The 24,607-nt window shown below is 50.8% G+C and carries 21 protein-coding genes; 17 read left to right on the top strand and 4 right to left on the bottom strand.

What is annotated here, in order from left to right:
• The first annotated feature begins 292 nt into the window (after nucleotides 1-292).
• The 12 genes from LLG09_01360 (at nucleotide 293) to LLG09_01415 (ending at nucleotide 11,768) form a co-directional block, all read left to right on the top strand.
• The gene (locus tag LLG09_01360; protein ID MCE5195767.1) at nucleotides 293-703 is read left to right on the top strand and encodes a 3-aminobutyryl-CoA ammonia lyase; all 411 of its coding nucleotides are present in this window, start codon (nucleotides 293-295) and stop codon (nucleotides 701-703) included.
• Nucleotides 691-1,521 carry a 3-keto-5-aminohexanoate cleavage protein gene (locus tag LLG09_01365; GenBank protein MCE5195768.1) on the top strand — a complete coding sequence of 277 codons (831 nt, stop codon included), beginning with the start codon at nucleotides 691-693 and terminating at the stop codon, nucleotides 1,519-1,521. The genes LLG09_01360 and LLG09_01365 overlap by 13 nt, the downstream gene beginning before the upstream one ends.
• Before the next feature lie 29 nt (nucleotides 1,522-1,550).
• Nucleotides 1,551-2,588, top strand: coding sequence for an L-erythro-3,5-diaminohexanoate dehydrogenase (locus tag LLG09_01370; GenBank protein MCE5195769.1), 1,038 nt, complete (start codon nucleotides 1,551-1,553; stop codon nucleotides 2,586-2,588).
• 50 nt (nucleotides 2,589-2,638) lie between these two features.
• Entirely contained in the window at nucleotides 2,639-3,922 is a 1,284-nt protein-coding gene (ablA, locus tag LLG09_01375; protein ID MCE5195770.1) for a lysine 2,3-aminomutase, read from the top strand.
• Nucleotides 3,907-5,469, top strand: a complete 1,563-nt coding sequence (locus LLG09_01380; protein MCE5195771.1) for a lysine 5,6-aminomutase subunit alpha — start codon at nucleotides 3,907-3,909, stop codon at nucleotides 5,467-5,469. Before ablA ends, LLG09_01380 begins: the two co-directional genes overlap by 16 nt.
• The gene (locus LLG09_01385) at nucleotides 5,466-6,263 is read left to right on the top strand and encodes a cobalamin-dependent protein (protein MCE5195772.1); all 798 of its coding nucleotides are present in this window, start codon (nucleotides 5,466-5,468) and stop codon (nucleotides 6,261-6,263) included. The genes LLG09_01380 and LLG09_01385 overlap by 4 nt, the downstream gene beginning before the upstream one ends.
• A gap of 94 nt (nucleotides 6,264-6,357) precedes the next feature.
• Nucleotides 6,358-7,557 carry an acetyl-CoA C-acetyltransferase gene (locus LLG09_01390; protein MCE5195773.1) on the top strand — a complete coding sequence of 400 codons (1,200 nt, stop codon included), beginning with the start codon at nucleotides 6,358-6,360 and terminating at the stop codon, nucleotides 7,555-7,557.
• A 1-nt stretch (nucleotide 7,558) separates the two neighbouring features.
• Nucleotides 7,559-8,329, top strand: a complete 771-nt coding sequence (locus LLG09_01395) for an enoyl-CoA hydratase/isomerase family protein (protein MCE5195774.1) — start codon at nucleotides 7,559-7,561, stop codon at nucleotides 8,327-8,329.
• A gap of 21 nt (nucleotides 8,330-8,350) precedes the next feature.
• Entirely contained in the window at nucleotides 8,351-9,193 is an 843-nt protein-coding gene (locus LLG09_01400) for an NAD(P)-binding domain-containing protein (protein MCE5195775.1), read from the top strand.
• Between the two features lie 23 nt (nucleotides 9,194-9,216).
• The gene (locus LLG09_01405; protein ID MCE5195776.1) at nucleotides 9,217-9,873 is read left to right on the top strand and encodes a 3-oxoacid CoA-transferase subunit A; all 657 of its coding nucleotides are present in this window, start codon (nucleotides 9,217-9,219) and stop codon (nucleotides 9,871-9,873) included.
• Nucleotides 9,873-10,526, top strand: a complete 654-nt coding sequence (locus tag LLG09_01410; GenBank protein ID MCE5195777.1) for a 3-oxoacid CoA-transferase subunit B — start codon at nucleotides 9,873-9,875, stop codon at nucleotides 10,524-10,526. Before LLG09_01405 ends, LLG09_01410 begins: the two co-directional genes overlap by 1 nt.
• Nucleotides 10,527-10,643: 117 nt before the next feature.
• Nucleotides 10,644-11,768: an aldo/keto reductase gene (locus tag LLG09_01415; GenBank protein ID MCE5195778.1), complete on the top strand. Its 1,125-nt coding sequence runs from the start codon at nucleotides 10,644-10,646 to the stop codon at nucleotides 11,766-11,768.
• Between the two features lie 103 nt (nucleotides 11,769-11,871).
• Here the strand turns inward: LLG09_01415 and LLG09_01420 are convergent, their stop codons facing one another.
• The 4 genes from LLG09_01420 to LLG09_01435 form a co-directional block, all read right to left on the bottom strand.
• The gene (locus tag LLG09_01420) at nucleotides 11,872-12,567 is read right to left on the bottom strand and encodes a DUF2812 domain-containing protein (protein ID MCE5195779.1); all 696 of its coding nucleotides are present in this window, start codon (nucleotides 12,565-12,567) and stop codon (nucleotides 11,872-11,874) included.
• A 658-nt stretch (nucleotides 12,568-13,225) separates the two neighbouring features.
• On the bottom strand, nucleotides 13,226-14,824 hold the full coding sequence (locus LLG09_01425) for an amidohydrolase (GenBank protein ID MCE5195780.1): 1,599 nt from the start codon (nucleotides 14,822-14,824) through the stop codon (nucleotides 13,226-13,228).
• A gap of 12 nt (nucleotides 14,825-14,836) precedes the next feature.
• The gene (locus LLG09_01430) at nucleotides 14,837-16,219 is read right to left on the bottom strand and encodes an amino acid permease (GenBank protein ID MCE5195781.1); all 1,383 of its coding nucleotides are present in this window, start codon (nucleotides 16,217-16,219) and stop codon (nucleotides 14,837-14,839) included.
• Between the two features lie 445 nt (nucleotides 16,220-16,664).
• The gene (locus LLG09_01435) at nucleotides 16,665-19,013 is read right to left on the bottom strand and encodes a vitamin B12-dependent ribonucleotide reductase (protein MCE5195782.1); all 2,349 of its coding nucleotides are present in this window, start codon (nucleotides 19,011-19,013) and stop codon (nucleotides 16,665-16,667) included.
• A 435-nt stretch (nucleotides 19,014-19,448) separates the two neighbouring features.
• On the opposite strand from LLG09_01435, the gene LLG09_01440 reads away from it, so the two are divergent.
• From LLG09_01440 to LLG09_01460, 5 genes are read left to right on the top strand one after another with little or no spacing between them, the layout of a single operon-like run.
• The gene (locus tag LLG09_01440; GenBank protein MCE5195783.1) at nucleotides 19,449-19,730 is read left to right on the top strand and encodes a hypothetical protein; all 282 of its coding nucleotides are present in this window, start codon (nucleotides 19,449-19,451) and stop codon (nucleotides 19,728-19,730) included.
• A 6-nt stretch (nucleotides 19,731-19,736) separates the two neighbouring features.
• A complete protein-coding gene (locus LLG09_01445; GenBank protein MCE5195784.1) occupies nucleotides 19,737-20,690 on the top strand; it encodes a threonine/serine dehydratase in 954 nt (317 codons plus the stop codon).
• 4 nt (nucleotides 20,691-20,694) lie between these two features.
• A complete protein-coding gene (locus LLG09_01450) occupies nucleotides 20,695-22,149 on the top strand; it encodes an ABC transporter permease (protein ID MCE5195785.1) in 1,455 nt (484 codons plus the stop codon).
• A gap of 29 nt (nucleotides 22,150-22,178) precedes the next feature.
• Nucleotides 22,179-22,883, top strand: a complete 705-nt coding sequence (locus tag LLG09_01455; protein ID MCE5195786.1) for an ABC transporter ATP-binding protein — start codon at nucleotides 22,179-22,181, stop codon at nucleotides 22,881-22,883.
• Nucleotides 22,880-24,433, top strand: coding sequence for a hypothetical protein (locus LLG09_01460; GenBank protein MCE5195787.1), 1,554 nt, complete (start codon nucleotides 22,880-22,882; stop codon nucleotides 24,431-24,433). Before LLG09_01455 ends, LLG09_01460 begins: the two co-directional genes overlap by 4 nt.
• The last annotated feature ends 174 nt before the right edge of the window (nucleotides 24,434-24,607 follow it).

Genomic DNA, 24,607 nt, shown 5'->3' on the forward strand with positions numbered 1-24,607 from the left:
ACTTGACTATTTTGTAAAAAATTGTTATATTGTAAAATAAGTGAATAGGGCTAGAGGAGCGGGTTGTAAGGTAAACCGGGGATAGGGAACGTCCTGAATGAACTGGCCGAATGTAACGCCTGCCGAAAAGCTGACGGCACGTTTGCTGCCTGCTTTGGAATCGCTGCCAAGAGCAACGGTTCTGTCATGGTAAAATAGCCATGGAGCGCTGGAGATCAAATCTTGTATTTGATTACCCCGGCGCTTTTTTTGCGGTTAAAAACAGAACAAAACAAAAAGGAGAGGGAACAAAATGCAGGTGATGATTCGTGTCCGTCTGGGCAGCCAGGATGCCCATTATGGCGGCAATTTGGTGGATGGGGCAAAAATGCTGCAATTGTTCGGGGATGTCGCTACGGAGCTTTTGATCCGCAGTGACGGAGATGAAGGTTTATTCCGTGCCTACGAGAAAGTAGAGTTTTTCAGTCCCGTTTACGCCGGGGATTTTATCGAAGCAACGGGGCAGATCATCCGTATCGGCAACACCTCGCGGCAAATGGAATTTTTCGCTCATAAGGTGATTATGCCGCGACCCGATTTGAATGCTTCTGCCGCTGATGTCCTGCCGGAACCCGTGCTGGTTTGTCAGGCAATCGGTACCTGCGTTGTGCCAAAAGACAGGCAGAGAAGCAAAGAAAGCAGGGAATCGCGATGGAAAAACTAATCATCACTGCTTCCATCTGCGGCGCGGAGGTGACGAAACAGCAGAATTCAGCCGTTCCTTACACAATAGCGGAAATTGGGGAGGAAGCGAAGCGGGCCTGGCTGGCCGGAGCCAGCATCATTCATCTGCATGTCAGAGAAGATGACGGCAGACCGACGCAAAGTGCGGATCGTTTTCGGGCTTGTATCGATGAAATTTACCGGCAATGTCCCGCTGCATTGATTGTGCAGCCCTCAACCGGCGGAGCTGTTGGCATGAGCAATACGGAACGTCTGCAGCCGTTGAGCCTGAATCCGATTATGGCTTCGCTGGATTGCGGTACTTGCAATTTCGGCGGTGATGACATTTTTATCAATACGGAGACTACGATAAAGGAATTTGCGCTCCGGATGCAGGAGCGCCGGGTCAAACCGGAAATCGAAGTGTTCGATAAGGGTATGATCGATATGGCGCTGCGTTTAACAAAACAAGGTTACTTGAGCGAACCTCTGCATTTCAATTTGGTGTTCGGTGTCAATGGCGGCATCAGCGGAGAACCGCGTGATCTTATATTTCTGGCTGAAAGCCTGCCGCGCGAAGCCAGTTACACGGTGACAGGAATCGGCCGCACGGCTTTTCCTCTGGCCGCTATGGCGATTATCCTGGGTGGGCATGTCAGAGTGGGCTTTGAGGATACGATCTATCTGGCCAAAGGAATCAAAGCCAGGAGCAACGGCGAGTTGGTTGAAAAAGTGGTTCGCCTGGCCAATGAATTCGGACGTCAGGTGGCCACACCGGCGGAAGCGAGAAACATTTTGGGACTGCCAAGCGCAGAATAAAAGAAACCGGAACAGGAGTTGTTTTCAACATGAATTTAGGCAATAAATATGGCACGCACCGCGTGCTGGAACCGTTAGGGGTGCTGCCGCAGGCTGCCACTCGGATCAACAATGATATGTCGGTGCTTTATGATAATGAAATTCTGATCAATGTCACGGCTTTGAACATCGACTCCGCTTCCTTTAATCAGATCAAACGAGCGGTCAATGGTGATGAAGCACAAATACGGGCGCAAATCATGGCAATCGTGGCCGAAAAAGGCAAAATGCAGAATCCCGTGACCGGTTCCGGCGGAATGCTGATCGGATATGTTGCCGCCATCGGCCCTGCCCTGCAAGAAACCGCACTGAAAATCGGCGATAAAATTGCTACCTTGGTTTCGCTTTCGCTGACTCCGCTTTGCATCGAAGAAATTCTTGCGGTACATCAAGCGATCGATCGTGTGGATGTGAAAGCCTGGGCTATTCTCTTTGAGAGCGGTATCTATGCGAAATTACCGGATGATATGAGCGAAAACCTTGCCTTAGCCGCACTCGATATTGCCGGAGCTCCCGCTCAAACAGCCAAACTGGTCAAACCAGGCGACAGTGTGCTGATTTTGGGAGCAGGTGGTAAATCCGGTATGCTTTGTTTGTATGAAGCCATGAAGTGTGCGGGACCGACCGGTAATGTCATCGCCATGGTACGCAAAGAAAGCGATATCGGCAAGCTGAAAACACTGAATTTAGCGCATCGGGTTATTGTTTCCAGCGCTACGCAGCCGTTGGATGTTTTAGAGAAAACACTGGCGGCGAATCAGGGTAAAGAAGTGGATATTGCCATCAGTTGCGTCAATATTCCGAACACGGAGATGGCTTGTATCCTGCCGGTGCGTGAGAATGGCATTGTCTATTTTTTCTCGATGGCGACCAGCTTTACCAAGGCAGCCCTGGGTGCGGAAGGAGTCGGTAAGGATGTGACTATGATCATCGGCAATGGCTACACCAAAGGACATGCCGAAGTGACTTTAGCTGAATTAAGGGAAAACGCAGCGCTGCGGGCTTATTTTGAGGAAAAATATGTCTAGATTTTAGCCCGCCAGATCAAACAGTATTGCAACAGGAAAGGGTGATTATTTTGTCCAGCGTATCCAGAAGAACCGAGTTATTTCCGCATGTCCCGGATCAGCAATGGCAGGATTGGCATTGGCAAATTGAAAATCGAATTGAAACGCTTGCGCAGCTGAAGACTTATCTTTCCCTCACGCCGGAAGAAGAGCTGGGCATCGCGCAGTGCTTAGGCAATCTGCGCATGGCGATTACACCTTATTATCTCAGCCTGATCGACCCGACTGACCCCTGGTGTCCGATTCGTCGTCAGGCGATTCCCACCGCGCAGGAACTGCAGCGGGCACCTGCCGATTTAATGGATCCTCTGCATGAGGATGAGGATGCTCCGGTTGCCGGTGTGACCCATCGTTATCCGGACCGAGTGCTTTTTTTGGTAACCGATCAGTGTTCCATGTACTGCCGACACTGCACGCGGCGGCGCTTCGCAGGTCAGCATGACAGCGCTGTGTCCATGGACCGCATCCGGCGCGGTATCGCTTACATTGCCGCCCATAGCGAAATACGGGATGTGCTGCTCTCCGGCGGTGATCCCCTGACGCTGAGCGACGATCGCCTGGAAGCGATCATTGCCGCGCTGCGGGCGATTCCGCATGTTGAAATCATTCGAATCGGTACACGCATGCCGGTGGTTTGTCCCCAGCGCATTACGGTACAACTGGCTGATATGCTGAAAAAATACCATCCGATTTGGCTGAATACGCATTTTAATCATGCCAATGAAATTACCGCCGAATCCACGGCTGCCTGCAGCCGCCTGGCGGATGTCGGGATTCCGCTGGGCAATCAGAGCGTTTTACTGGCCGGCGTCAATGATTGTATCTATGTCATGAAAAATCTGGTGCAGGAATTGGTGAAAATCAGAGTGCGGCCTTATTATCTTTATCAGTGCGACCTTTCTTTCGGATTGGAACACTTCCGTACTCCGGTCAGCAAAGGGATTGAGATTATCGAAGCTTTGCGCGGACACACCTCCGGCTTTGCCGTTCCCACTTATGTGATCGATGCGCCCGGCGGCGGCGGCAAAATTCCGGTTATGCCGAATTATCTGATCAGTGAGACGCCGGATCGCGTCATCCTGCGCAATTTTGAAGGTGTGACCGCCGCCTATACCGAGCCGCGTCATTATGAAAATCTCTGTCATTGTCCGGTCTGCCGCAAAGAGCAGGCGGCAGTCATCAGCGGAGTCGCTCAATTGGGACAGGGGATTGGACTTTCTTTGGAACCCGATCATTTGGCACGCCATCTGCGTAATCAGCAGGAAAGCAAGGCATCTTCATGCAAAGCAAATTAAATCTGAACCATGATTTGGTGACTCAGGCACGCGGCTATGCGGCCAGTATTGCCCGGCATACCCAACAATTCATTGATGGTCACACAACCGTCAGTGTGGAACGGGCGATTTGCCGCTTGCTCGGTATCGATGGCGTTACAGCGGCACAGGTACCGTTGCCGAATATTTTGGTGGATCACCTGGTCCGTAAGAATATGTTGGCTTGCGGTGCTGCCGATGCCCTTGCCAATGCTGTTATTCAGTCCGGCTTGACCCCACAGCAGATCGCCGAAGCGGTCGCGGACGATTCGCTCGACCTTAGTCGGATGCCGCGGCTGGACCAAACGGCGCAGCGCCGGGCTTTGGCTCCCTTTCTGGCAGCCGCACTGCAACGGATTACAGCCAACCGGCAAGCGCGGCAGGATTTTCTGACACAGCATGGCGACAAAGAAGGTCCCTTGCTCTATTTGATTGTGGCGACCGGTAATATTTACGAAGACATCACGCAGGCAAGCGCGGCTGCCAAACAGGGAGCTGATGTGATTGCCGTGATCCGCACCACCGGGCAAAGTCTGCTGGATTATGTTCCCTACGGCGCCACAACCGAAGGATTTGGCGGCACTTATGCCACCCAGGAAAACTTCCGGCTGATGCGGGCAGCCCTGGATGCAGTCGGTGAGGAAACGGGACGCTATATCCGTCTCTGTAATTATTGCTCCGGGCTTTGTATGCCGGAAATTGCCGCCATGGGCGCCCTGGAACGCCTGGATGTGATGCTCAACGATGCGCTTTACGGGATCCTCTTCCGCGATATCAACATGCAGCGGACGCTGATCGACCAGGCTTTTTCGCGCCGGATCAACGCCTTTGCCGGTGTGATCATCAATACCGGGGAAGACAATTATCTGACGACGGCCGATGCGGTGGAGGAAGCGCATACGGTATTGGCTTCCCAGTTTTTAAATGAGCAATTGGCCCTGCAGGCGGGGCTGCCCGCGCAGCAAATGGGTTTAGGCCACGCTTTTGAAATTTCACCCGAGGTGACCAATGGTTTTGTCCTGGAACTGGCACAGGCTCAAATGACCCGGGAAATCTTCCCGCAGGCACCGCTGAAGTATATGCCTCCCACGAAATTTATGACCGGTGATATTTTTCAAGGTCAGGTTCAGGATACCCTGTTCAATATGGTGACCATCCTGACCGGGCAGAAGATCCATCTGCTCGGGATGCTCACCGAAGCCATTCATACGCCTTTGATGTCCGACCGCGCTCTTTCCATTGCCAATGCCCAGTATGTCTTTCGTACCATGCAGAATTTAGGGGATGAAATCAGCTTCCGTTCCGGTGGGATCGTCGAGACACGCGCCGCCGAAGTGCTGCAAAAAGCCTGTGATTTATTGCGGGAAATCGACCGCATCCAGCTTTTTGCCGCTTTGGAGCAGGGCATTTTCGCCAATATCCGCCGCAGTAAAACAGGCGGCAAGGGTTTGGAGGGTGTTATGGCCAAAGAATATGTTTACTTCAATCCGTTTGCGGAAGCGATGCAGCGAGAGGGGATGGCACGATGAGCGGGAGCTGGTACAAACAGCAGAGTTCTGCTGCCGAGACTGCCTTGGACCTGCAACACCTGAAACCTTACGGAGATACGATGAATGATGGCAAAGTGCAGCTGAGCTTTACTCTGCCGGTTGCCGACGATGAAAAAGGCGTGGCGGCCGCCCTGGCTCTGGCCGGTCAAATGGGTTTGTCCAACGCCTCCGTGGTTCATCACAAGCGTTTGGACAGCAGTTTTTCTTTTTATATTCTCTATGGTTCTCTCTTGCACAGTGTGGATTACAGCAAGCTTCCGGTTGCGGCAGTCAGCGAAAAAGCCATGCCGCTGGCGGCAACGGATGCCTTGATCCGCAGCGAATTGGGCCGCAAGATCGTTGTGGTCGGCGCTTCTACCGGCAGTGATGCGCATACGGTGGGGATTGACGCCATTATTAATCGCAAAGGCTTTGCCGGTCATTACGGTCTGGAACGCTATGAGATGTTTGAAACCTATAATCTCGGCAGCCAGGTTGCCAATGAAGAGCTGCTGCAGAAAGCGCTGCAAGTGGCGGCGGATGTGCTTTTGGTTTCACAGACTGTGACACAGAAGGAGGTTCATATCAGAAACTTAACCGAACTGATTGAATTGAGCGAGGCGGAGGGGGTGCGGGAGCAGCTGCTGATGATTTGCGGCGGTGCGCGTATCACCAGTGAATTGGCCAAAGAACTGGGTTATGACGCCGGATTTGGTGCCGGCAAATATGCCGATGATGTGGCGACCTTTATTGCCAAAGAAATGATTCGCCGGCAGGCTTTGCGGCGAACTTAGTATGGCTGCCTGAGACGATGGCTTTTTTTGCGGGTGCAAGCGGAACCGGATCCGCATGAAAAATCCGGCGAAGAAAACAAAGGAGAGGGAAACAATGGAGAAAATCTACATTGTCAGTGCCTGCCGTACCGCCATCGGTACGATGAACGGCAGTCTGAAGGACACGCCCGCGGTAGAATTGGGCGCTAAAGTGATCGCTGCCGCGCTGGAGCGGGCAGCTTTGCGGGGCAATCAGGTTTGCGAAGTGGTTATGGGCAATGTTCTGCAGGCTGGCTTGGGTCAAAATCCTGCCCGCCAGGCAGCAGTCAAAGCCGGGATTCCCTATACTTGCCCAGCCATGACCATCAATAAAGTCTGCGGTTCCGGTTTGGCAGCGGTTGTTTACGCGCAGCGCAGCATTTTAGCCGGAGAAGCCGATTGCGTGGTCGCCGGAGGCATGGAGAATATGGATCTTGCTCCTTATGCGCTGCAAGGTTTGCGTTACGGTGTCCGTATGGGTAATGCCGAGGCCACGGATCTGATGGTTTATGATGGCCTGACGGACGTCTTTTTGCAATATCATATGGGTCTGACTGCGGAAAATGTCGCCGAGCGCTATCAGATCAGCCGGGAAGCCCAAGATCAATTCGCCCTGGCTTCGCAGCTGAAAGCGGAGGCTGCCATCCGGAGCGGACGTTTTGCTGATGAAATTGTGCCGCTCGAGTTGGTGGACCGCAAAAAAAACGTGACGATTTTTCAGCAGGACGAGCATCCTCGTTTTGGCAGCAACCTGGCGGGACTGCAACGCTTGCGGCCTGCTTTCAGCAAAGAAGGCACTGTCACCGCCGGCAACGCTTCCGGTATCAACGACGGAGCAGCCGCGGTGATTGTCTGCGGCGAACGTTTTCTGCTGGAAAATCACTTGAAACCACTGGCACGGATTGTGGCCGGCGGTTCAGCCGGTTTGGATCCGGCCTTCATGGGGCTGGGACCGGTCCCGGCGGTAGAGCAAGCCTTAACCAAAGCGGGGATGACAGCGGAACAAGTGGATTTGATTGAGGCGAACGAAGCGTTTGCCGCTCAATCGCTGGCCGTCATGCAAGAATTAGGCTGGGATCCGGGAAAAGTCAATGTCAATGGCGGCGCCATTGCCTTAGGACATCCCATTGGTGCGTCAGGTGCCCGGATCCTGGTAACTTTGCTGTATGAAATGAAAAAACGCAGTCTGCGTTATGGTTTAGCAACGCTTTGTATCGGCGGCGGTATGGGAGAAGCCTTAATTATCGAACGCGACGAGCGCTGCGGGGAGAATTGAAATGAACTATGTTTTTATGGAGAGCAGGGAGAACATTGCTACGCTGACGATCCGGCGGCCACAGGCGCTGAATGCGCTGAACAGCGAAGTTTTACAGGAACTATCAGAAGCCTTCGCCGCACTCGCTGCCGATCAGTCGCTCAGTTGTCTGGTTTTACGCGGCGCCGAGGGAAAGGCCTTTGTGGCCGGCGCCGATATCAGCGAAATGCAGGATTTTACACCGGAACAAGCCTACGCATTTTCCCAAAACGGGAATCGGGTCTTTGCTCAACTGGAACAACTGAGCATCCCCAGCATTGCGCTGGTGCAAGGCTACGCCCTGGGCGGCGGTATGGAATTGGCGATGGCTTGCGACCTGCGCGTCGCCTCCACCCGCGCTGTGTTTGGCCAGCCGGAAACCGGGCTCGGCATTACACCCGCTTTTGGCGGAAGTTTCCGTTTGGCCCGTTTGGTTGGCTTAGGTCAGGCCAAACGCCTGTTGTTCAGCGGTGAAACCATTCAAGGTGAGGAAGCATATCGGATTGGTTTAGTGGAATATCTGGCTGAACCGGCAGAGCTGGAAGCACTGCTGGAGCGAACGCTGCAGCGGATCGGTCAATGCAGCCGCAGCGCTGTCAGGGAAGCCAAACAACTGTTGATGGCGCAGCAGACAGCGTCACTGGCGGCGGACTGTCAGCGGGAGGCCGGCGCATTTCAGCGTTGTTTTGCGACAGAGGACCGGCAGGAGCGGATGGCAGCCTTTTTGCAACGCGGCAGATCCAGACAAAAATAAAAAAACGGGGAGAAGCTGAAAATGAGTGTTTTTGTGATAGGCGCCGGCACGATGGGCAGCGGCATCGCGCAATGTTTTGCGGCGGCAGGCTATGCGACGTACCTTTATGATCTCAATCCCCTGGCGATGGAGAGAAGTTTTGCCAACATCGATAAAATCCTGAGCCGCCAGGTGGAGAAAGGCCGCCTCACAGCAGAGGCAAAATGCGCTCTGCAGAACAATCTGCATCAGGCTGCTGTTCTGGAGGAAGCTGCTCCGTGTGAATTGATACTGGAAGCGGTGGTGGAGAAAGCGACAGTCAAAAAAGAGCTTTTTCGGCAGCTCGATCTGATTTGCGGCAGGCAGACGATTTTTGCCAGTAATACTTCCTCACTGTCCATAACCGAACTGGCTGCCGCTGTGCAGTGTCCGCAGCGGATGATCGGCATGCACTTCTTCAATCCGGCTCCTCTGATGAAATTAGTGGAGATTGTCAAAGGCAGCCAAACCGACGAAACGACGGTCCAGGCGGTTCGGGGGTTCTGTGTGAAATTGGGCAAACAAGCCGTACTGGTGGAGGAAGCGCCTGGTTTTGTCGTCAACCGTATCCTGATTCCGATGATCAACGAAGCGATCGGGATTCTGGCGGAAGGGACTGCTTCCGCTGCGGATATTGACACAGCCATGCAGCTGGGGGCCAATCATCCCATGGGTCCTTTGGCTTTGGCTGATCTGATCGGACTGGATGTGGTGCTTGACATTATGGAGGTACTGCAGCGGGAAACCGGAGACAGTAAATATCGGCCGCAGCCTTACTTGCGAAAAATGGTGCGAGCCGGAAAACTGGGACGCAAAAGCAAAGCAGGATTCTTCCTATATGAGTAGCAGCAACAGGGAAAGGTGATGACATGAAGAATAAATTGATCGATCTCAACACAGCCATGCAGTTATTTCGTGATGGGATGACTGTGATGATTGGCGGTTTTCTTGGCAATGGCACTTCTGAACAGTTGGTGGATGCTCTGATTGCAACGAATGTAAAAGATTACACGGTCATTGCCAATGATACCGCAATGCCGGGGATTGGCATCGCCAAGTTGATCGCTACCAAACGAGTCAGGAAATTAATCGTCTCCCATATTGGCATGAATCCGGAAACCGGGCGGCAGATGAGCACTGGCGAATTGGAAGTGGAACTGGTGCCGCAAGGGACGTTAGCCGAGCGGATTCGCTGCGGCGGCAGCGGCTTGGGCGGCGTGCTGACTGCCACCGGCTTGGGAACCGAAATCGAGCAGGGCAAACAAATCATCTCTGTCAACGGTAAGGATTACCTGCTGGAATTGCCGCTGCACGGGGATATCGCTCTGATTCATGCGACCGTGATTGATCAGGCCGGTAATTGTTTTTATGAAGGAACGACCAAAAATTTCAATCATCTGATGGCGATGGCCTGCGATGTGGTAATCGCCACAGCCGAGACGACGGTAGAAGTCGGCGAACTGGACTGCAATTATATTATGACCTCCGGCATCTTTGTGGATTATATTCTGAAAGGAGTAGCCTGATGGACGCGAAAGAAGTGATTGCCCGCCGAGCTGCCCTGGAGCTGGCAGACGGCGATGTTGTCAATCTGGGTATTGGTTTGCCGACCTTGGTCGCTGATTATATCCCGGCAGCCTATAATGTGATCCTGCAATCGGAAAACGGCATCATCGGGATGGACCGCAGCGCGACCGGTGAGATGAAAAACGCGCATATCGTCAATGCCGGCGGCCTGCCGGTGACAGTGCGCAGTCACGCCAGCTTTTTCGACAGCGCTGAATCATTTAGCATCATTCGCGGCGGTCATCTGGACAAGACAATTCTTGGGGCTTTGGAAGTGGATGAAACCGGTTCCCTGGCCAGCCACATCATCCCCGGCAAATTAATCCCGGGCATGGGCGGTGCGATGGATCTGGCAGCGGGTGCCAAACGGGTGATCGTGGTAACGACTCATACAGCCAAAGGTGAGGCAGCCAAAATTCTCAAACGCTGCCGTTTGCCGTTGACGGCAAAGAATAAAGTGAATCTGATCATCACCGAGTTGGCAGTGCTGGAAGTAACAGCGGCAGGATTGTTGCTGCGGGAGATTCGCAAAGGTCTGTCATTGGCAGAGCTGCGCCAAAAGACAGAAGCGGATTTTGCGGTTGCGATGGATCTGAAAGAGTTCGGAGAGTAAAAAAAGCAGGAAAAACGGCAGGACGGCAAGAATATACAGAGGGCGGAACATTTTTCGCCCTCTGTTGTCTTAGTGGTTCAGAAAGCAAAATTAGGGAGATTAAAAGGAGAGAAACATATGATAACCGGTTTAAATCCTCAGAGACTCGGCTTTGGTGCGATGCGTTTACCGCTGCTGGAAGATGGTAAAACCATTGATCAAGCGCAGGTCAATCAAATGGTAGATACTTGTTTAGAGCAAGGTTTTACCTATTTTGATACAGCCTATACCTATAATGGCGGTAAATCCGAAGTCGCGCTGCGTGAAGGCTTGGTCAAACGCCATCAGCGCGAGCAATTCTTGCTTGCCGACAAAATGCCGGTGTTTATGATCGAGAAGCCGGAGGATTATGACCGCTTCTTCGCAGAACAATTGGAACGTTGCGGCGTCGATTATTTTGATTTTTATTTACTGCACAATTTAGGCATTGAGAATAACCAGCGTGCGGAGCGTACCGGTGGTTTTGATTACTTGCAAAAATTGAAAGCTGCAGGCAAAGCTCGTTTTGTCGGTTTTTCTTTTCATGATACAGCCGAAGTTTTGGAAAAAATTCTCGGACAGCATCCGGAAGTGGACTTTGTCCAGCTACAGATCAACTATGCCGACTGGGACCGTCCCAGCGTGCAGTCCGGCGCCTGTTATGCGGTAGCCCGTAAATACAACAAGCCGATCATTGTCATGGAGCCGATCAAGGGCGGTGCGCTGGCCAATCCCGTGGCGGAAATCAGCGAACTCTTTCAGAGCGTGCATCCCACCGCTTCCGCCGCCTCCTGGGCGATTCGCTATGCCGCTTCGCTGGAAGGTGTCTTTATGGTCCTGAGCGGCATGTCGAATCTGGAGCAAATGAAGGACAACTGCAGCTACATGAAAGAATTCCAACCTCTCACACAAACAGAACGCGAAACGATTGCCGAGGCGGTCGAGATCATCAAACAATCGACCGCAATCCCCTGCACGGCCTGTCAGTACTGCGTCGACAGCTGTCCGATGCGGATCAATATTCCTTCCCTGTTCAGCATTTACAATATGGTGCAGCAATTCGGCAGCAATAATTTCCCCGCCATGCATTATACCCGCCAGACACTGGAACGCGGCAAAGCTTCTGACTGCATCGCCTGCGGCAATTGCGAAAGCCACTGCCCGCAGCATATTGCCATTATCGAAGAACTGGTCAAAGTAAAAGAGATGTTCGAGCAAGAATAATAGATTGGGGTTGCACTGTGAACCAAATCGATTGTCTTGATGAAAACAGCAGAGGAGCTGCAGCGTTTTTTTTTGCTGCAGCTCCTCCTTAGCGTACCTGCTTTCATTTACCCAGCTGGAAATAGTATAGGCAGGTAAATAACGATGCTGATATCACGAAACCTAAGATTTTCAAGAGCCGATTTGTTTTGATTTTTTCTTCTACTTCTATTTGTGTTAATTCATTCGTTTGAGGTGCCTTGAGGCGGCTGCCGAAACGAATCATCGTCCATGCAATAAAAATCGTTCTGAGCATAGCATAGGGAAAAACTGCAGCAGCCGATGTCAATGGATCAGGCCAATGCATGAATCGGATAAAAAAGGTGATTGCGATCCAAAAAAGAAGGATCACGATAACTCCACCGGCAGCTTTCAGCTTGACATTACCCAACCGATTGTAGACGTACTCTAGTTGGTCATCAAACATCTTTTCTGGGCTCGCCTGATCTTCTTGGCTTTGGAAGATATTAAAATAATACTTCCGAAGACAGAAATCGCTGCGAAGAACCGTTACTCGTGCCCAACCTTGGCTGGTTAACGTATGGATGAATTGCTCGTCTAGTGCGGCCTCACTTAACCATATTCGATACTTCATTGCGAAATTTGGTTTTTCTTCCTCATAACGAATTCGCGAATTCGTCAGTTTGGATTGGCGTTCTTGCAAATGCCAGCCCTTAGCAGACATTATTTGCAAATACTTCTCAAAAGCTTCAACATCCCAAAGTGGGAAAGGCTCGGTTTGAGTCATTTCTGCTGCCATCTTATTCACCTTTCCGTGGCATCATTTCTAGATAGCCAAAAAAAACGAGCGGTATCGTGAGTTCCGTTTCATAAAATATCCTGCTCTTTTTCTGTTTAATTTTTCAGAGCTTGCATTGCATCTTGTTCAACGGGAACGTCTCCCAGATAATAATCCAATGAACTGCTATGAATATATAGGAAATAAGAAGGGAAGTCAAGCTTTCCGGAATTTGGTATTTTACGAATATTAAGAAAAAATAAACGAATTAAAACCATGGAATAACTGTTAATCAACGTGCATTCTCCGCAAAGCATCCGTTATGAGAATGAATCTATAAATAAGACAAATAAATTCTTGATTATTCAGTAAATTAATTATAACGTAAATCTATTAACCTACTGATATATCCATAAATAAATAAGAATATTCGATATAATACAATAGATGAGATAAATGATCGAATGGTTCTAAACAGGTAAAGTCTATGCTAAAGATGCTGTCTTTCTCTTCCCGGCCGAGTGGTGCGGCGATCGAGCAGGAAGCAGGTATATAAAAAAGCTTTGACGGATTTTGACAAGTGATGCCGGTATATAAAAAAGAAAACCTGCAACAATTTTCCCGTTTTGCTGCAGATTCTCTTTGGCTTTTTGTATTCTCCTCTCAGGAGAAATTTGAGCTAAACTCTATAAACGATTCTGCCGTCCACCATGGTCAGCACAGCGGTGACATCCTTAATTTTCATCGGTGCAATGCTGAAAATGTCATCACTCAGCACAACCAGATCGGCAAGGAAACCGGGCTGCAAACGGCCTTTTTTGTTTTCATCAAAGCTAACATAGGCGCTTTCAGTGGTATAAGCGTCGATCGCGTCCGCCACGGTATAGGCTTCGCTTGGGTTATAAGGTGCGCTGCCGTTGAGATCACGGCGCGTCACGGCACAATAGATATTATGAAAAGGATTCATATTTTCTACAGGGGAGTCGGTGCCGAAGCTGACGTGGATGCCCATTTGATGCATGCTGCCGAAAGCGTAGGACGTGTCGGCTAGCGTACTTCCCACTCTTTCTCTGACGATATGCAGGTCATAATGCAGGAAAATCGGCTGAACCTGAGCCAGAATATCAAAGCTGAGAAACCGCTGCAGCTGTACCAAATCGGTGATCTGACAATGAACCACACCGTTGCGCAGGGGATTCCGGCCTTTTTGCAGGGTGGATTCGTAAGCATTCAGGATCAGCTCGATGGCACCGTCACCGATGGCGTGGGCAGTAACCTGAAAACCAAGTTGATTCGCCGCGGCAACCAGTTGATTCAATTCCTTCTGATCGACACATTGAATGCCCCGGGTGGTGGGATCATCGGCATAAGGCTGCCGCATCAGGGCGGTACGCGCGCCCAGGGAGCCATCCATGAATAGTTTAATCGGCCCAATCGTTTGCAGGCCGTTCACCTGACCGGTACGGTAGCCTTTGGCGGCAAAAGCATGCAGAGCATCTAATGTGGTGATATTGCATTGATGATAAACGCGCAAAGTCGGGCGTTCCGCCAGCACTTCCGTATAGGCAGCCAGCATGGTTTCCGTATTGTTGCTGTTGACGTCCATGGTCTGCACGGAGGTGATTCCCTGCGAGGCCGCATAAGCCATCGCCAGCCGGAGACTGTGCCGGATGGCGGCGAGATTTTCTGCCGGCTGCAGCCGGTAGATCAGGGCGTTGGCGCTTTCCCGGAAAATACCGTTGGGACAGCCATCCGCATCGGTATCGAAATGGCCGCCGGCTGGCTGCGGCGTGGCGGCGGTTACACCGGCGGTTTCGATCGCCAGGGTATTGGCTGTCAGAACGTGACCGCAGGCACGGCTGAAAATGAGGATGTGTTCCGTTGAAATCTGATCGAGGTCGTGGCGGTTGAGCAGACGCACTTCATCACTGAAATAGTCCTGATTCCAGCCGCTGCCGTTGACGACGCTGCCGGCAGGGACGGGATGCTGGCTGAGAAAAGCGCGGCCGCGGCGGATTACTTCGGTAATCGATGTAGCACCATAGAGGTTGACGGTCTGCATCTCGCGTCCGACCATTTGCAGATGCATATGGGAATCATTGAAACCGGGCAGGACCGTGCGTCCCGCTAAATCGATGCGCTCCGCATCAGCCGGAGCCTCTTGCAGAATTTCTTCAGTGCTGCCAATCCGGCGGATCAGGTTGTCTTCAATCAGCAGCGCTTCGGCAAATTGACCTTGCCGGACGTAGATGTTGCCATGATAGAGGATAGTAGTCATTTTTTTATTCTCCTATGCTGCCGCAGCCGTTTTTCTGCGGCGAATGATTTCATAGAGGACAAAGCCGGCCGCCGGTACAACCAGGCCGATCAGGGAGGTGGTCGGATCTTCGATCAAGGTATTGATCATCAGGCCAAACATAATCACCATGGTCAGGATGACGCTGACCGGATAGAGCCAGACGCGGTAGGGACGGTTCAGGTCGGGGTATTTTTTACGCAGGACGATCACGGAATAGAAAATCAGAATATTAAAGATAAAAGCACTGAAGACAACGAGGGAGGTCAGTTGATCCAGATTGCGCGAGAGTACCAGCAGGATGGAAATGACGGCAGAAGCGATTTGCGCATTGACCGGTGTTTTATAGGTTTCATGCAGTTTGGCGCAGGAGGGGAAAAACAGACCGTCTTTGGCCATAGCATAATAGGTGCGGGGGAAAACCATAACACAGCCGTTGAGAGCGCCGAAAACCGAGATGGCCATGGTCAGACTGACCAGCAGCCGGCCGGTGCTGCCGAAGAGGGTGCCGGCAACTTCGGTACCTAAAAAGTAGCTTTTACTGTTGAACAGGGCGGCGATCGCGTCGAGCGGCAGCACACGGTAAATGGCAAAATTGAAGAGGGTATAAAGCAGTGTGACGCCCGTGATGGCTAAGATGATGGCCAGCGGCAAATTGCGGTGAGGATTCTTGATTTCTTCGCTGATCGTATTCAGGTTGGTCCAGCCCTCATAAGCCCACAGGGTTGCCACCACGGCAAAGGCAATCATGCCGCAGAGCTGCACAAACGAAGGCTGAGAAGCAGGGATCAGGCTTAAATTGGGCGTCTGCTGACCCATCAGCAAGCCGCAGATTAAGATGACGGCAATCGGAATCAACTTGGCGATCAGGAAGATATTTTGGACGAAAGAACCGAATTTAATGCCCAGGATATTGATGGCAGAAAGCAGCACGATCAGGCCGATGGCAATGGCTTTGCCGGCGAGCGGACTGATGCTGAAAAAGCTGCCCAACAGATTGGGGAAGGCGATGGCCAAAGCAGCAATGGAGCCGGAACTGCCCAGCACGAAGCCGTTGATTCCGCTCATAAAAGCAATGCGTTCACCAAAGGCTTCTCGTAAATAGACATAACTGCCGCCTGCTTTTGGCATCATGGCGCCCAGTTCGGCATAACAGATGCCGCTGAGCAGGGTGATTAAACCGCCGATGATCCAGACCAGCAGGGAAAGGCCCATACTCATGCCGGAGCGCATCAGGACATAAGAACCAAGGTAAAAGATGCCGGAACCAACCATGATGCCGCCCAGTACGCTGATGCCGCCGAAGAGACCGACTTCCCTTTTGAATTCGGTTTGTTCCGACTGCAGTTCAGCCGGAGTGTGTGTGGTTTCATTCATAGATAAAAAACTCCTTTCGCAGTTACCGGGTCCCGGCCGTTAGATTCACCGGGCCCAAAGAAAAATGGGTATTAAAAAAAGTTGCATCGCATCGATGCAACTTTTTAATGCCCATTTCAGTGCGAAAAAAAGTTAACAATCGATAGCTCCTCTGAAAATACAACATATTTTCAGGAGTCTGCATGGTGTTCTCATGCAGCCCAACCTGCTTTCCTGCCGGAAAACAGTTTCGGCGGTTTACCCTTTCACCGAAGTCATTGAATGCCTTCTCATTTCGGTTACTTATCTCTCCGCGCCTCTACCAACTTTTTTTATGTTCCTGAGTATATCATCCTCATCCGGAATTGTCCAGGATCGGTTTCTATAGAATTTTACCGGATCACTGAGAGCTTACCATAGTAAACAGGTTAAATGTCTCTTTTCAGTTTGTTTCACCTCAGCCTGTTTAGCCGCATTTGGAATAACCGCAATTGGAGCAAGTATAGCAGCCGCTGCCCGGGATTAATTCCTGACCGCATTCGGGGCAGGGATTGCTGACCGGTAAGGCCGATTGCAGGATACCGGCAGTCTGCGCCGTCACAACTTCATCGACACCGCTGCTGTGCAGCAGCGGCAATTGATCGAATTGTGTCGCCGCCGCCGCGTTGGCATGCGCTTTCTTCTGCAAATTCGGGAACTGACGCAGCAAGGCGCGGGAGATAGCATCGGGGCAGGAAGTGACTGTAATACCCGGGCGGCGGATGCAGGCAGGACAGCGGATACCGCGCAGCTGCTCGATGATATTACCGGCGATGACTTCAATTTCTTCCGGAGAACGCCCCAAACGCAGACAATAACTGATCAGACGTCCGGTCGCTTCCGATTGAGAAGCACAGCCGCCGAATTTACCGGTTTCACAGAAAACTTCGGCCAATCCGATTTCATCCCGGGAGCTCATCACAAACAGAGAGCCGCAGCCGATAGAGAATTTCTCGATTTCACCTTTGGTTACCGCCGGCCGCGGACGGGTGGTAAAACGGTCTGGATTGTTGAAGGATCTTTGCGCTTCTTTGCCGGTCCCGTTTGGCTTTTTGGTACCGGCAGTATAAACCTGTACATCGCGGGAACCGTCGCGATAGACGGTGAGCCCTTTGCAACCGTTCCGATAAGCCAGCAGGTAGGCATGATTAATCTCCTCTTCCGTGGCGCTATTGGCAAAATTGATCGTTTTTGAAACAGCATTGTCGATATGCTTTTGGAAGGCGGCCTGAATGGCGATATGCGCTTCCGGTGAAATTTCCTGTGCGGTAACGAAAATTGCTTTTGCTTCCTCCGGTACATCGGCTAAATCGCCGACACGCCCGGTCAGGCTGAGGGCTGACATCAAGCTGCTGGTATAGAAACCTTCTCTGTGTGCGTGCGCCGCGAAGTAAGGATTGACTTCCAGGAGTTGTGTCCCGTCCAGGACAGTCTTGACATAAGCCAGGGCAAAGGCAGGTTCGATACCGGAACTGCAGCCGGAAATCATGGAAATGGAACCGGTGGGTGCAATGGTGGTCAGGGTGGCGTTGCGCATCAGACGGCCTTCTTTTTCAAAGCGGGAACCTTTCCAGGCAGGAAAACAGCCGCGTTCTTTGGCTAATTCCGCAGAGGTATTCTGAGCGATGGCCTGGATAAAGGTCATAATTTCTTCTGCGACCTTGACCGCTTGCGGACTGTTGTAAGCGATTTTCAATTGGAATAACAGATCGGCAAAGCCCATCACACCCAAACCGATTTTACGCGTCAGCAGGCTGGCTTCCCGAATCTGCGGCAAGGGATATTTATTGATATCGATGACATCATCGAGGAAACGGACGCCGGTTTGAATTACTTCGGCCAGTAAATCATAATCCACTTCGGTATGTCCGTTGTGCGATTTGACCATCAAAGCCAGATTGATTGAACCAAGATTGCAGGACTCATTATCCAGCAAGGGCTGTTCGCCGCAGGGATTGGTTGCTTTGATCCGTCCGATGTGTTCGACCGGATTATGCTCATTCATGCGATCGATGAAGACGATACCCGGTTCTCCATTTCCCCAGGCGGATCGGATGATTTCCTGCCATAATTCTTCGGCGGCAATTTTTTCGTATTCTTTGCCGTTGTGGATTAAACTGATCTCCTTCTTTTCCTGCAGAGCGGTCATGAAGTCGTCGGTAATGGCGATAGAAAGGTTAAAATTGGTAATATCCATATTGTTGGTTTTGCAGTGGATGAACTCGCGGATATCCGGATGATCCACCCGTAAGATTCCCATATTGGCGCCGCGGCGTACACCGCCCTGCTTGACCGCTTCGGTGGCGGCATTGAATACTTTCAGGAAAGCAACCGGACCGGATGCCATTCCACCCGTCGATTTAACCAAAGCATTTTTCGGCCGCAACTGGGAAAAATCAAAACCGGTGCCACCGCCGGATTTATGCACGAGCGCGGCGTTGCCGACTGCACTGAAAATTCCTTCCATGCTGTCTTCAACCGGTAAGACAAAACAGGCGGACAACTGACCCAAAGGCCGACCGGCGTTCATTAAGGTAGGAGAATTCGGTAAAAAATACATCGAGCACATATGCTTATAAAAAGTTTCCGCCCAGATTTGAATGGCGCTGTTATCACTGCCGTAAAATGCTTCTGCCTGTGCTATTGTTTGGGCGACGCGCCAAAACAATTGAGCGGGCTTTTCGTAGTTGTCACCTTCATGCATCAGGTAACGCATTTCCAAAATTTTCAAGGCGTTACCGCTTAAGCGAGGTTCTGCTTCGGGTAGTAAGGACACGGTCATCACTCCTTCGGATAATATTAAAGTGCCGGCTCAATAGGACGGCACTCGGGTGCAATTGCTATTTGATAAAAATAAACATTCTCTCCCCTCATAAGAAATTCCTTGTTTGGTTTCATTTTTCACATGTAAAATTGAAACTCCGGCAGAGTGACGGATGGACGGAAGGATAGTTAGATAACGAATTAATTATTAAATTTCTTTGCCTGGAAGAGAAATCGGCAGGCAGTCGGAAAGGAAGAAGAGATACAAAGGGGGAGAACACATGTTTTTCAAATTGGGAATTCAGAATGCCTGGCGTAAGTTGGCACGCAGTATCCTGGCAGTGATTTCCATGACCCTGGCGGCGGCTTTTTTCATTTAGATCATCCGCTCAGGCAGGGGTTACAGCATAGCAGAACAGTCACTGCCCCGGATGTTAAACGATAAATTGTGGCCTATGCCAATAAAGTCACAGCGGAAATTCCGGAGGAAACTACAAATTGGCAAGATCAATGGGGTGCTTTGGATTTTACGGATTTGCCGCTGCTCTTTCCCAAGCTGACTGCAAGCGGTTATCTGCCGGCCATTGCCAACGGCTTTTACAAAAATCAGATCAGAGAATATTACCAGAGGCGAAATAAGAAGGAAGATCAGCAAAAAAGGTCGAATACAATCCAGACTTTCTCTTCACTAACTGCGAAAAGGCGACTGTCAAATGATGATAAGGAGTAAAAGATGATGATTGAATTAAAGAGAATACAGGAAGCTCAAGACCGCCTGTGCGGAGTGATCCATACTACGCCGCTGCTGACCAATCAAAGTATCAATCGGCTAGCGGATGCGCAGATTTGGTTCAAATGCGAAAATATGCAAAAAACAGGTTCCTTCAAAGTACGTGGTGCCTACAACTGCGCGGCACAATTAAGTGCAGAGCAGTTGGCTGCCGGGATCGTAACCGGTTCATCCGGCAATCACGGTACTGCCGTCGCTTACGCTGCGATGAAACTGGGCAGCAAAGCCGTCATTGTGATGCCGGAGGATGCTTCACCGGCGAAAGTGCATGCTTGTGAAGCTTATGGCGGGCGCGTCTTGTTTTATGGTTTTACGACGACGGAACGGCTTGCCAAAGCAAATGAACTGGCGGCAGAGGGGATGACTTTGATTCATCCTTATGACGATCCGGCGGTCGTAGCCGGACAGGGAACCATTGGTCTCGAATTAATGCGGCAGTTGCCGGAAGCTGATTTTATCTTTGTTCCTGTCGGCGGCGGTGGTTTGCTGGGCGGTGTGGCGACAGCCATCAAAGAATCAGGCAGCAGGGCTAAAGTAATCGGAGTCGAACCGGCGCTGAGTCCGCGCCTGCGCCTGGCTTGGCAGATGGGGAGACCAACGGAACTCACGGATTGGCAACCCAGTGTTGCCGATGGGATCCGCTCCAAAAAATCCGGTCAGCTCGGTTACGAATTGTCCCGCCGTTATGTGGATGATTTGGTGACGGTGGAAGAAACAGAAATTATCCAGGCTACCCGATTGATCATTGAGCGGGCGAAAATTTGGTGTGAACCTTCCGCTGCCGTTTCTCTGGCTGCTGTCTTGTATCATAAGACGGCAACGGCCGGGAAAAAGGTGATCTGTTTGTTATCGGGTGGAAATATAGAAATTACTACATTAGCCAAGATTATTGGGGGTTAAGTTAATGTTTTTTCGATTGGGAGCTTTGAACGCCCGGCGCAATTTAGCCAGAAGTATCTTAGCGGTCGTTTCCATGGCGGTTGCTGCCGCTTTCTTAACCTATACCATCAGCTTAAGCCGAGGTTATGTCAAAGAAGCATTTGCCGCCTTTCGGCAAATGCTGGGCGGTGAAATTGTGGTTTATGCCCAAAAAGTGCAAGGTGAATTGCCGGAAGGGGACAGCTACTGGAAGTTTTCTCGGCCAACTGAGAACCCGTTTACTGATTTAGCGGTTTTTCACCCGGAAATTTACCAACAAGGCTATTTGGAAAGCAATGAGCAAACGGTTTTTACGGCAAACGATTTGCGCCGGATGGCGGAGAACGAAGGGGTCAACTCGGTATCGCCGCTCTATCGTCTGCCGGGTTTTACCGTACTGAGCAAAGAGTATCGCTACGAATCGGTGCTGCGCGGCCGTAATCTGGTCAAAGAAAATGATTTGAACAGTCCGGCCAAACTGATTTATGATGGGCGTTGGTTTATGCCGGCAGATGACGGTGAATTGGTTGCAGTCATTTCCATCAAGCAGAATCTGCCGCAAGGCCTGACCGTACCGGAGTTAGGCAGTAAGATCAATTTGGAAATACCGACACTTAAAACAGAGCAGAACGGCGCTGTCGTTCTGGATTATGCCAATCCGATTCAGAAAACAGTGACGGTGATCGGCAGAATCGCGGTTCCGACGCGAACGCTCACCTGGCAGGGTGAGATCAATACCAATTCGGAACAATTGTATTGGTGGACGAATGAAATACAGTTGCCGCTGACTACTTGGCAGGAGATCTGGCAGGAAGCCGGCAAGGGAGTGGAATATATGGCTGCCGAGGCAACGATTCAGGTTGATGATATGGCCTATCTGGAGGATATTGTTCTCAATTTAGCGCAGAATTTCTCAGGTTTCAGTTTTGTCAGTGTGCCCAATCAAGCAAATATGGCCATGGAGCGCCAATTGATTGAAAAATTCCAAGCGGTACCAGCTGAGACGGTGGCAGGATTGGCTCAGAACGCCACGCAGGAAGGAATGGCTTTGGATTTGCGGCTACCCATGATGGGGTTGGTGCTGCTGAATGCAGCTTTACTGGTGGCAGCCAATATGCTGATTATGATCAACGAGCGCAAGCGCGAAATGGCAATTCTCAAATCAGTCGGCGCCAAGCGGGTGGATATTGTGATCATGGCTTTAACCGAAGCTTTGATGCTTTCTTTGGTAGGCGCCAGCATCGGTTTTCTGGTCTTCCGTTTGCCGGGGGCTCTCAATCAAATGACGAATCATCAGGGTATTTTCGTCATACTGTGGTCCGTGCTGAAAGATTTTGCGCAGGTAGCGGCTGCTACCGGGGCGGTATCTCTGGTCTTTGGCTTATTTCCGGCGTTAAAACTTGCCGCTTTGCCGGTTATGAATGTCTTGCGCAATGAATAAAGGGAATTCAGATCGAAGGAGTGTTGACAATGGTGGAGGCTAATCAACGGCCAATCCTGGAGACGATCAATCTAAACAAGGCTTTTTATCTGGGAGAGGCTGTTTACGCGGTCAATAATGTGAATATCAAAGTGATGCCCGGTGAAATTGCGATCATCGTTGGTCCATCCGGCAGCGGCAAGAGTACGCTTTTGAGTTTATTGGGTGGCTTGGACCGACCAATTAGCGGAGATATCCTGATTCATGATCAATCGATCGTCAAGCTCAATGAGGATCAGCTGGCTTTGATGCGTCGAAAAAATATCGGCTATGTTTTTCAGTTTTTCAATTTGATCCCCCACTTAAGCGCCCTGGAAAACGTTGAACTGCCGATGTCGATTGCCAATATGAGCAAAAAAGACGCGCATGAGCGTGCCAAGTATCTTCTGGATGAAGTGGGCTTAACACCGCGGTCACACCACCGGCCGGATCAGCTTTCCGGTGGTGAACAGCAGCGGGTAGCCATTGCCCGTTCTCTGGCAAATCGGCCGGCTGTGGTTCTGGCGGATGAGCCGACCGGAAACCTGGATTCAAAAACAAGGGATTTGGTGATCGATCTGTTCTGCCGTTTCAATCGGACGGAAAATCAGACATTTGTGCTGATTACACATGATACCAGCCTGACACGCTATGCTCATAGGGTGATCACGATGCGGGACGGCAAAATCAATGCTATAGAGGTGCAGAATCCATGAGTTTCAGGCAATTCACATCCATAAGCAATCTTGCTTTCAAAAACATCGGTCGTTGGCGCTGGCGATTGATTACGATTTTTCTTTTAGTGGCAGGTTCGTTCAGTCTTTATGTTCTCTATAGCGGTATGCTGTCTGTCTCAGCGCAGGCCGGCATCTACCGAACCGAAACGCTGACCTTACCCTATGATTTGATGGTACTGCTGCCGGCAGGGGAAGAAGTGAAAGAGATTTCTGCTTTGCCCGCACCGAAGTTTAAACGTGAGATCTTAGCTTATGCAGAAGAAGCCGCTGCAGTTTCGGTTTATTCTAATCACGGCAAACAGGAAATCTTGGGTTTGAGGGAAAACAGTCGGTTTTTCCTTGACCAAAATAAAGAACTGCAAGGCCGTTGGCTGCAACAGAGCGGTGAAGTCGTGCTGCCGGCTGCGCTGGCCCGGTCAGAGCAGATTCAGCTGGGCGACAGCTTGTCTGTCTTCACGGTGGCAGAGGATGGGCGTCAGCGCTCTCTGAGCTTGACCGTAGTGGGGATTTTTACACCGAATTATCAGGAAGCGCAGCCTTTGGTCATGCAGAGTGATGTTTTGCGCTTAATGGCAAAACCATTGGCCAATCGGTTTATTGTCAATTATGATCGGGACGAGGCGGAGTTGCAGCACTTGGTGGAATGGATGCAGACCGCTTATCCGGATACGCCTTTTCTTTATGCAAACGTGCCAAGCGCGTTAGCGGACTCTTTACTGCAGCAAATTTTTGAACCGGGGCAATGGCTGCTCGTATTGATCTTCTTGTTTTTGGGTATCGGTGTTTTAACGGTTGCTTTGATGACTTTTTTGGAGAGAAGAAGAGAACTGGCGGTTCTCAAATCCATTGGCGTATCGAATAATCAAATTGTAATTTCTTTGGTGATCGAACAAGGCTCCGCCGGTATAGCGGGAATCCTGGCCGGGTTAATCATTGTTTTTCAGCTGAGCGGTTATATCAGTTGGTTCAGCCAGGTCGATATGGCAAATCTGCGCAGTTATATTTGGCAAAGCGCTTTGTTTACTGTCTTTGTCCTGGCTGCCGGTATCGCTTTCCCGACGGTTTTAGCCAGAGTCGCCACCGTCAATCAATTGCTCTTTGCGCGCAATATTCCCATTATCACGACAAGAATCAATCATCTGGCCAAACCCACCGGTTGGATCTTGTTGCGGGAAGCCAAAGAGAATCTGCATTTCCTGAAACTGGACATGGTGGATGGCCATTTGGAAGGAATCTGCCTGAAAAATGTCGGTGATATGGTAAAAAAAGGCGAAGTGATCGCGACAGAGGAAATGTATTTTGGGATGCGTTATCATGAGTGGCTTTCTCCGTGTGACGGAACCGTGGTGGAATACAATGTCAACAGCGGTTTGCTCGGTATCCAGCCTGCTGACGCCAAAACAGCGCATTTCCCCTATCCGGCATATTTCCTGGAGGATGAACTCCATCATCAGGAGCAAATGGAACGCGGCAGAGCAAAAGCCAGAGCGGAACAATCAGCCGGCAACGGCGGAAGCAGCAGCCGCTGACAACAAACGATCATTCGCAAACATTCCGGTCAGGAGGTCGCGAATGATCGTTTTTTTCGGGAAAGGAGCTGAAATAGCCGTAATCCGTACTGAATCGGCGGAGCATTACGGTAAGTAATTTCAAATAGACCTCTGACCCAAGGAGGAAAACAAGTCTGAAAATCGAATTATATA

It is taken from the genome of Negativicutes bacterium (genome assembly GCA_021372785.1).
In the GTDB taxonomy this organism is placed as follows: Bacteria; Bacillota; JAAYKD01; order JAAYKD01; family JAAYKD01; genus JAJFTT01.

Excerpts from the sequence above, each read along its gene's own strand:
- LLG09_01450 (MCE5195785.1), top strand. The coding sequence starts at position 20,695 with ATGTTTTTTCGATTGGGAGCTTTGAACGCCCGGCGCAATTTAGCCAGA.
- LLG09_01425 (MCE5195780.1), bottom strand. The coding sequence starts at position 14,824 with ATGACTACTATCCTCTATCATGGCAACATCTACGTCCGGCAAGGTCAA.
- LLG09_01385 (MCE5195772.1), top strand. The coding sequence starts at position 5,466 with ATGAGCGGGAGCTGGTACAAACAGCAGAGTTCTGCTGCCGAGACTGCC.
- LLG09_01420 (MCE5195779.1), bottom strand. The coding sequence starts at position 12,567 with ATGGCAGCAGAAATGACTCAAACCGAGCCTTTCCCACTTTGGGATGTT.
- LLG09_01390 (MCE5195773.1), top strand. The coding sequence starts at position 6,358 with ATGGAGAAAATCTACATTGTCAGTGCCTGCCGTACCGCCATCGGTACG.
- LLG09_01455 (MCE5195786.1), top strand. The coding sequence starts at position 22,179 with ATGGTGGAGGCTAATCAACGGCCAATCCTGGAGACGATCAATCTAAAC.
- LLG09_01445 (MCE5195784.1), top strand. The coding sequence starts at position 19,737 with ATGATTGAATTAAAGAGAATACAGGAAGCTCAAGACCGCCTGTGCGGA.
- LLG09_01400 (MCE5195775.1), top strand. The coding sequence starts at position 8,351 with ATGAGTGTTTTTGTGATAGGCGCCGGCACGATGGGCAGCGGCATCGCG.
- LLG09_01405 (MCE5195776.1), top strand. The coding sequence starts at position 9,217 with ATGAAGAATAAATTGATCGATCTCAACACAGCCATGCAGTTATTTCGT.
- LLG09_01370 (MCE5195769.1), top strand. The coding sequence starts at position 1,551 with ATGAATTTAGGCAATAAATATGGCACGCACCGCGTGCTGGAACCGTTA.
- LLG09_01360 (MCE5195767.1), top strand. The coding sequence starts at position 293 with ATGCAGGTGATGATTCGTGTCCGTCTGGGCAGCCAGGATGCCCATTAT.
- LLG09_01430 (MCE5195781.1), bottom strand. The coding sequence starts at position 16,219 with ATGAATGAAACCACACACACTCCGGCTGAACTGCAGTCGGAACAAACC.
- LLG09_01410 (MCE5195777.1), top strand. The coding sequence starts at position 9,873 with ATGGACGCGAAAGAAGTGATTGCCCGCCGAGCTGCCCTGGAGCTGGCA.
- LLG09_01415 (MCE5195778.1), top strand. The coding sequence starts at position 10,644 with ATGATAACCGGTTTAAATCCTCAGAGACTCGGCTTTGGTGCGATGCGT.
- LLG09_01365 (MCE5195768.1), top strand. The coding sequence starts at position 691 with ATGGAAAAACTAATCATCACTGCTTCCATCTGCGGCGCGGAGGTGACG.
- LLG09_01395 (MCE5195774.1), top strand. The coding sequence starts at position 7,559 with ATGAACTATGTTTTTATGGAGAGCAGGGAGAACATTGCTACGCTGACG.
- LLG09_01380 (MCE5195771.1), top strand. The coding sequence starts at position 3,907 with ATGCAAAGCAAATTAAATCTGAACCATGATTTGGTGACTCAGGCACGC.
- LLG09_01460 (MCE5195787.1), top strand. The coding sequence starts at position 22,880 with ATGAGTTTCAGGCAATTCACATCCATAAGCAATCTTGCTTTCAAAAAC.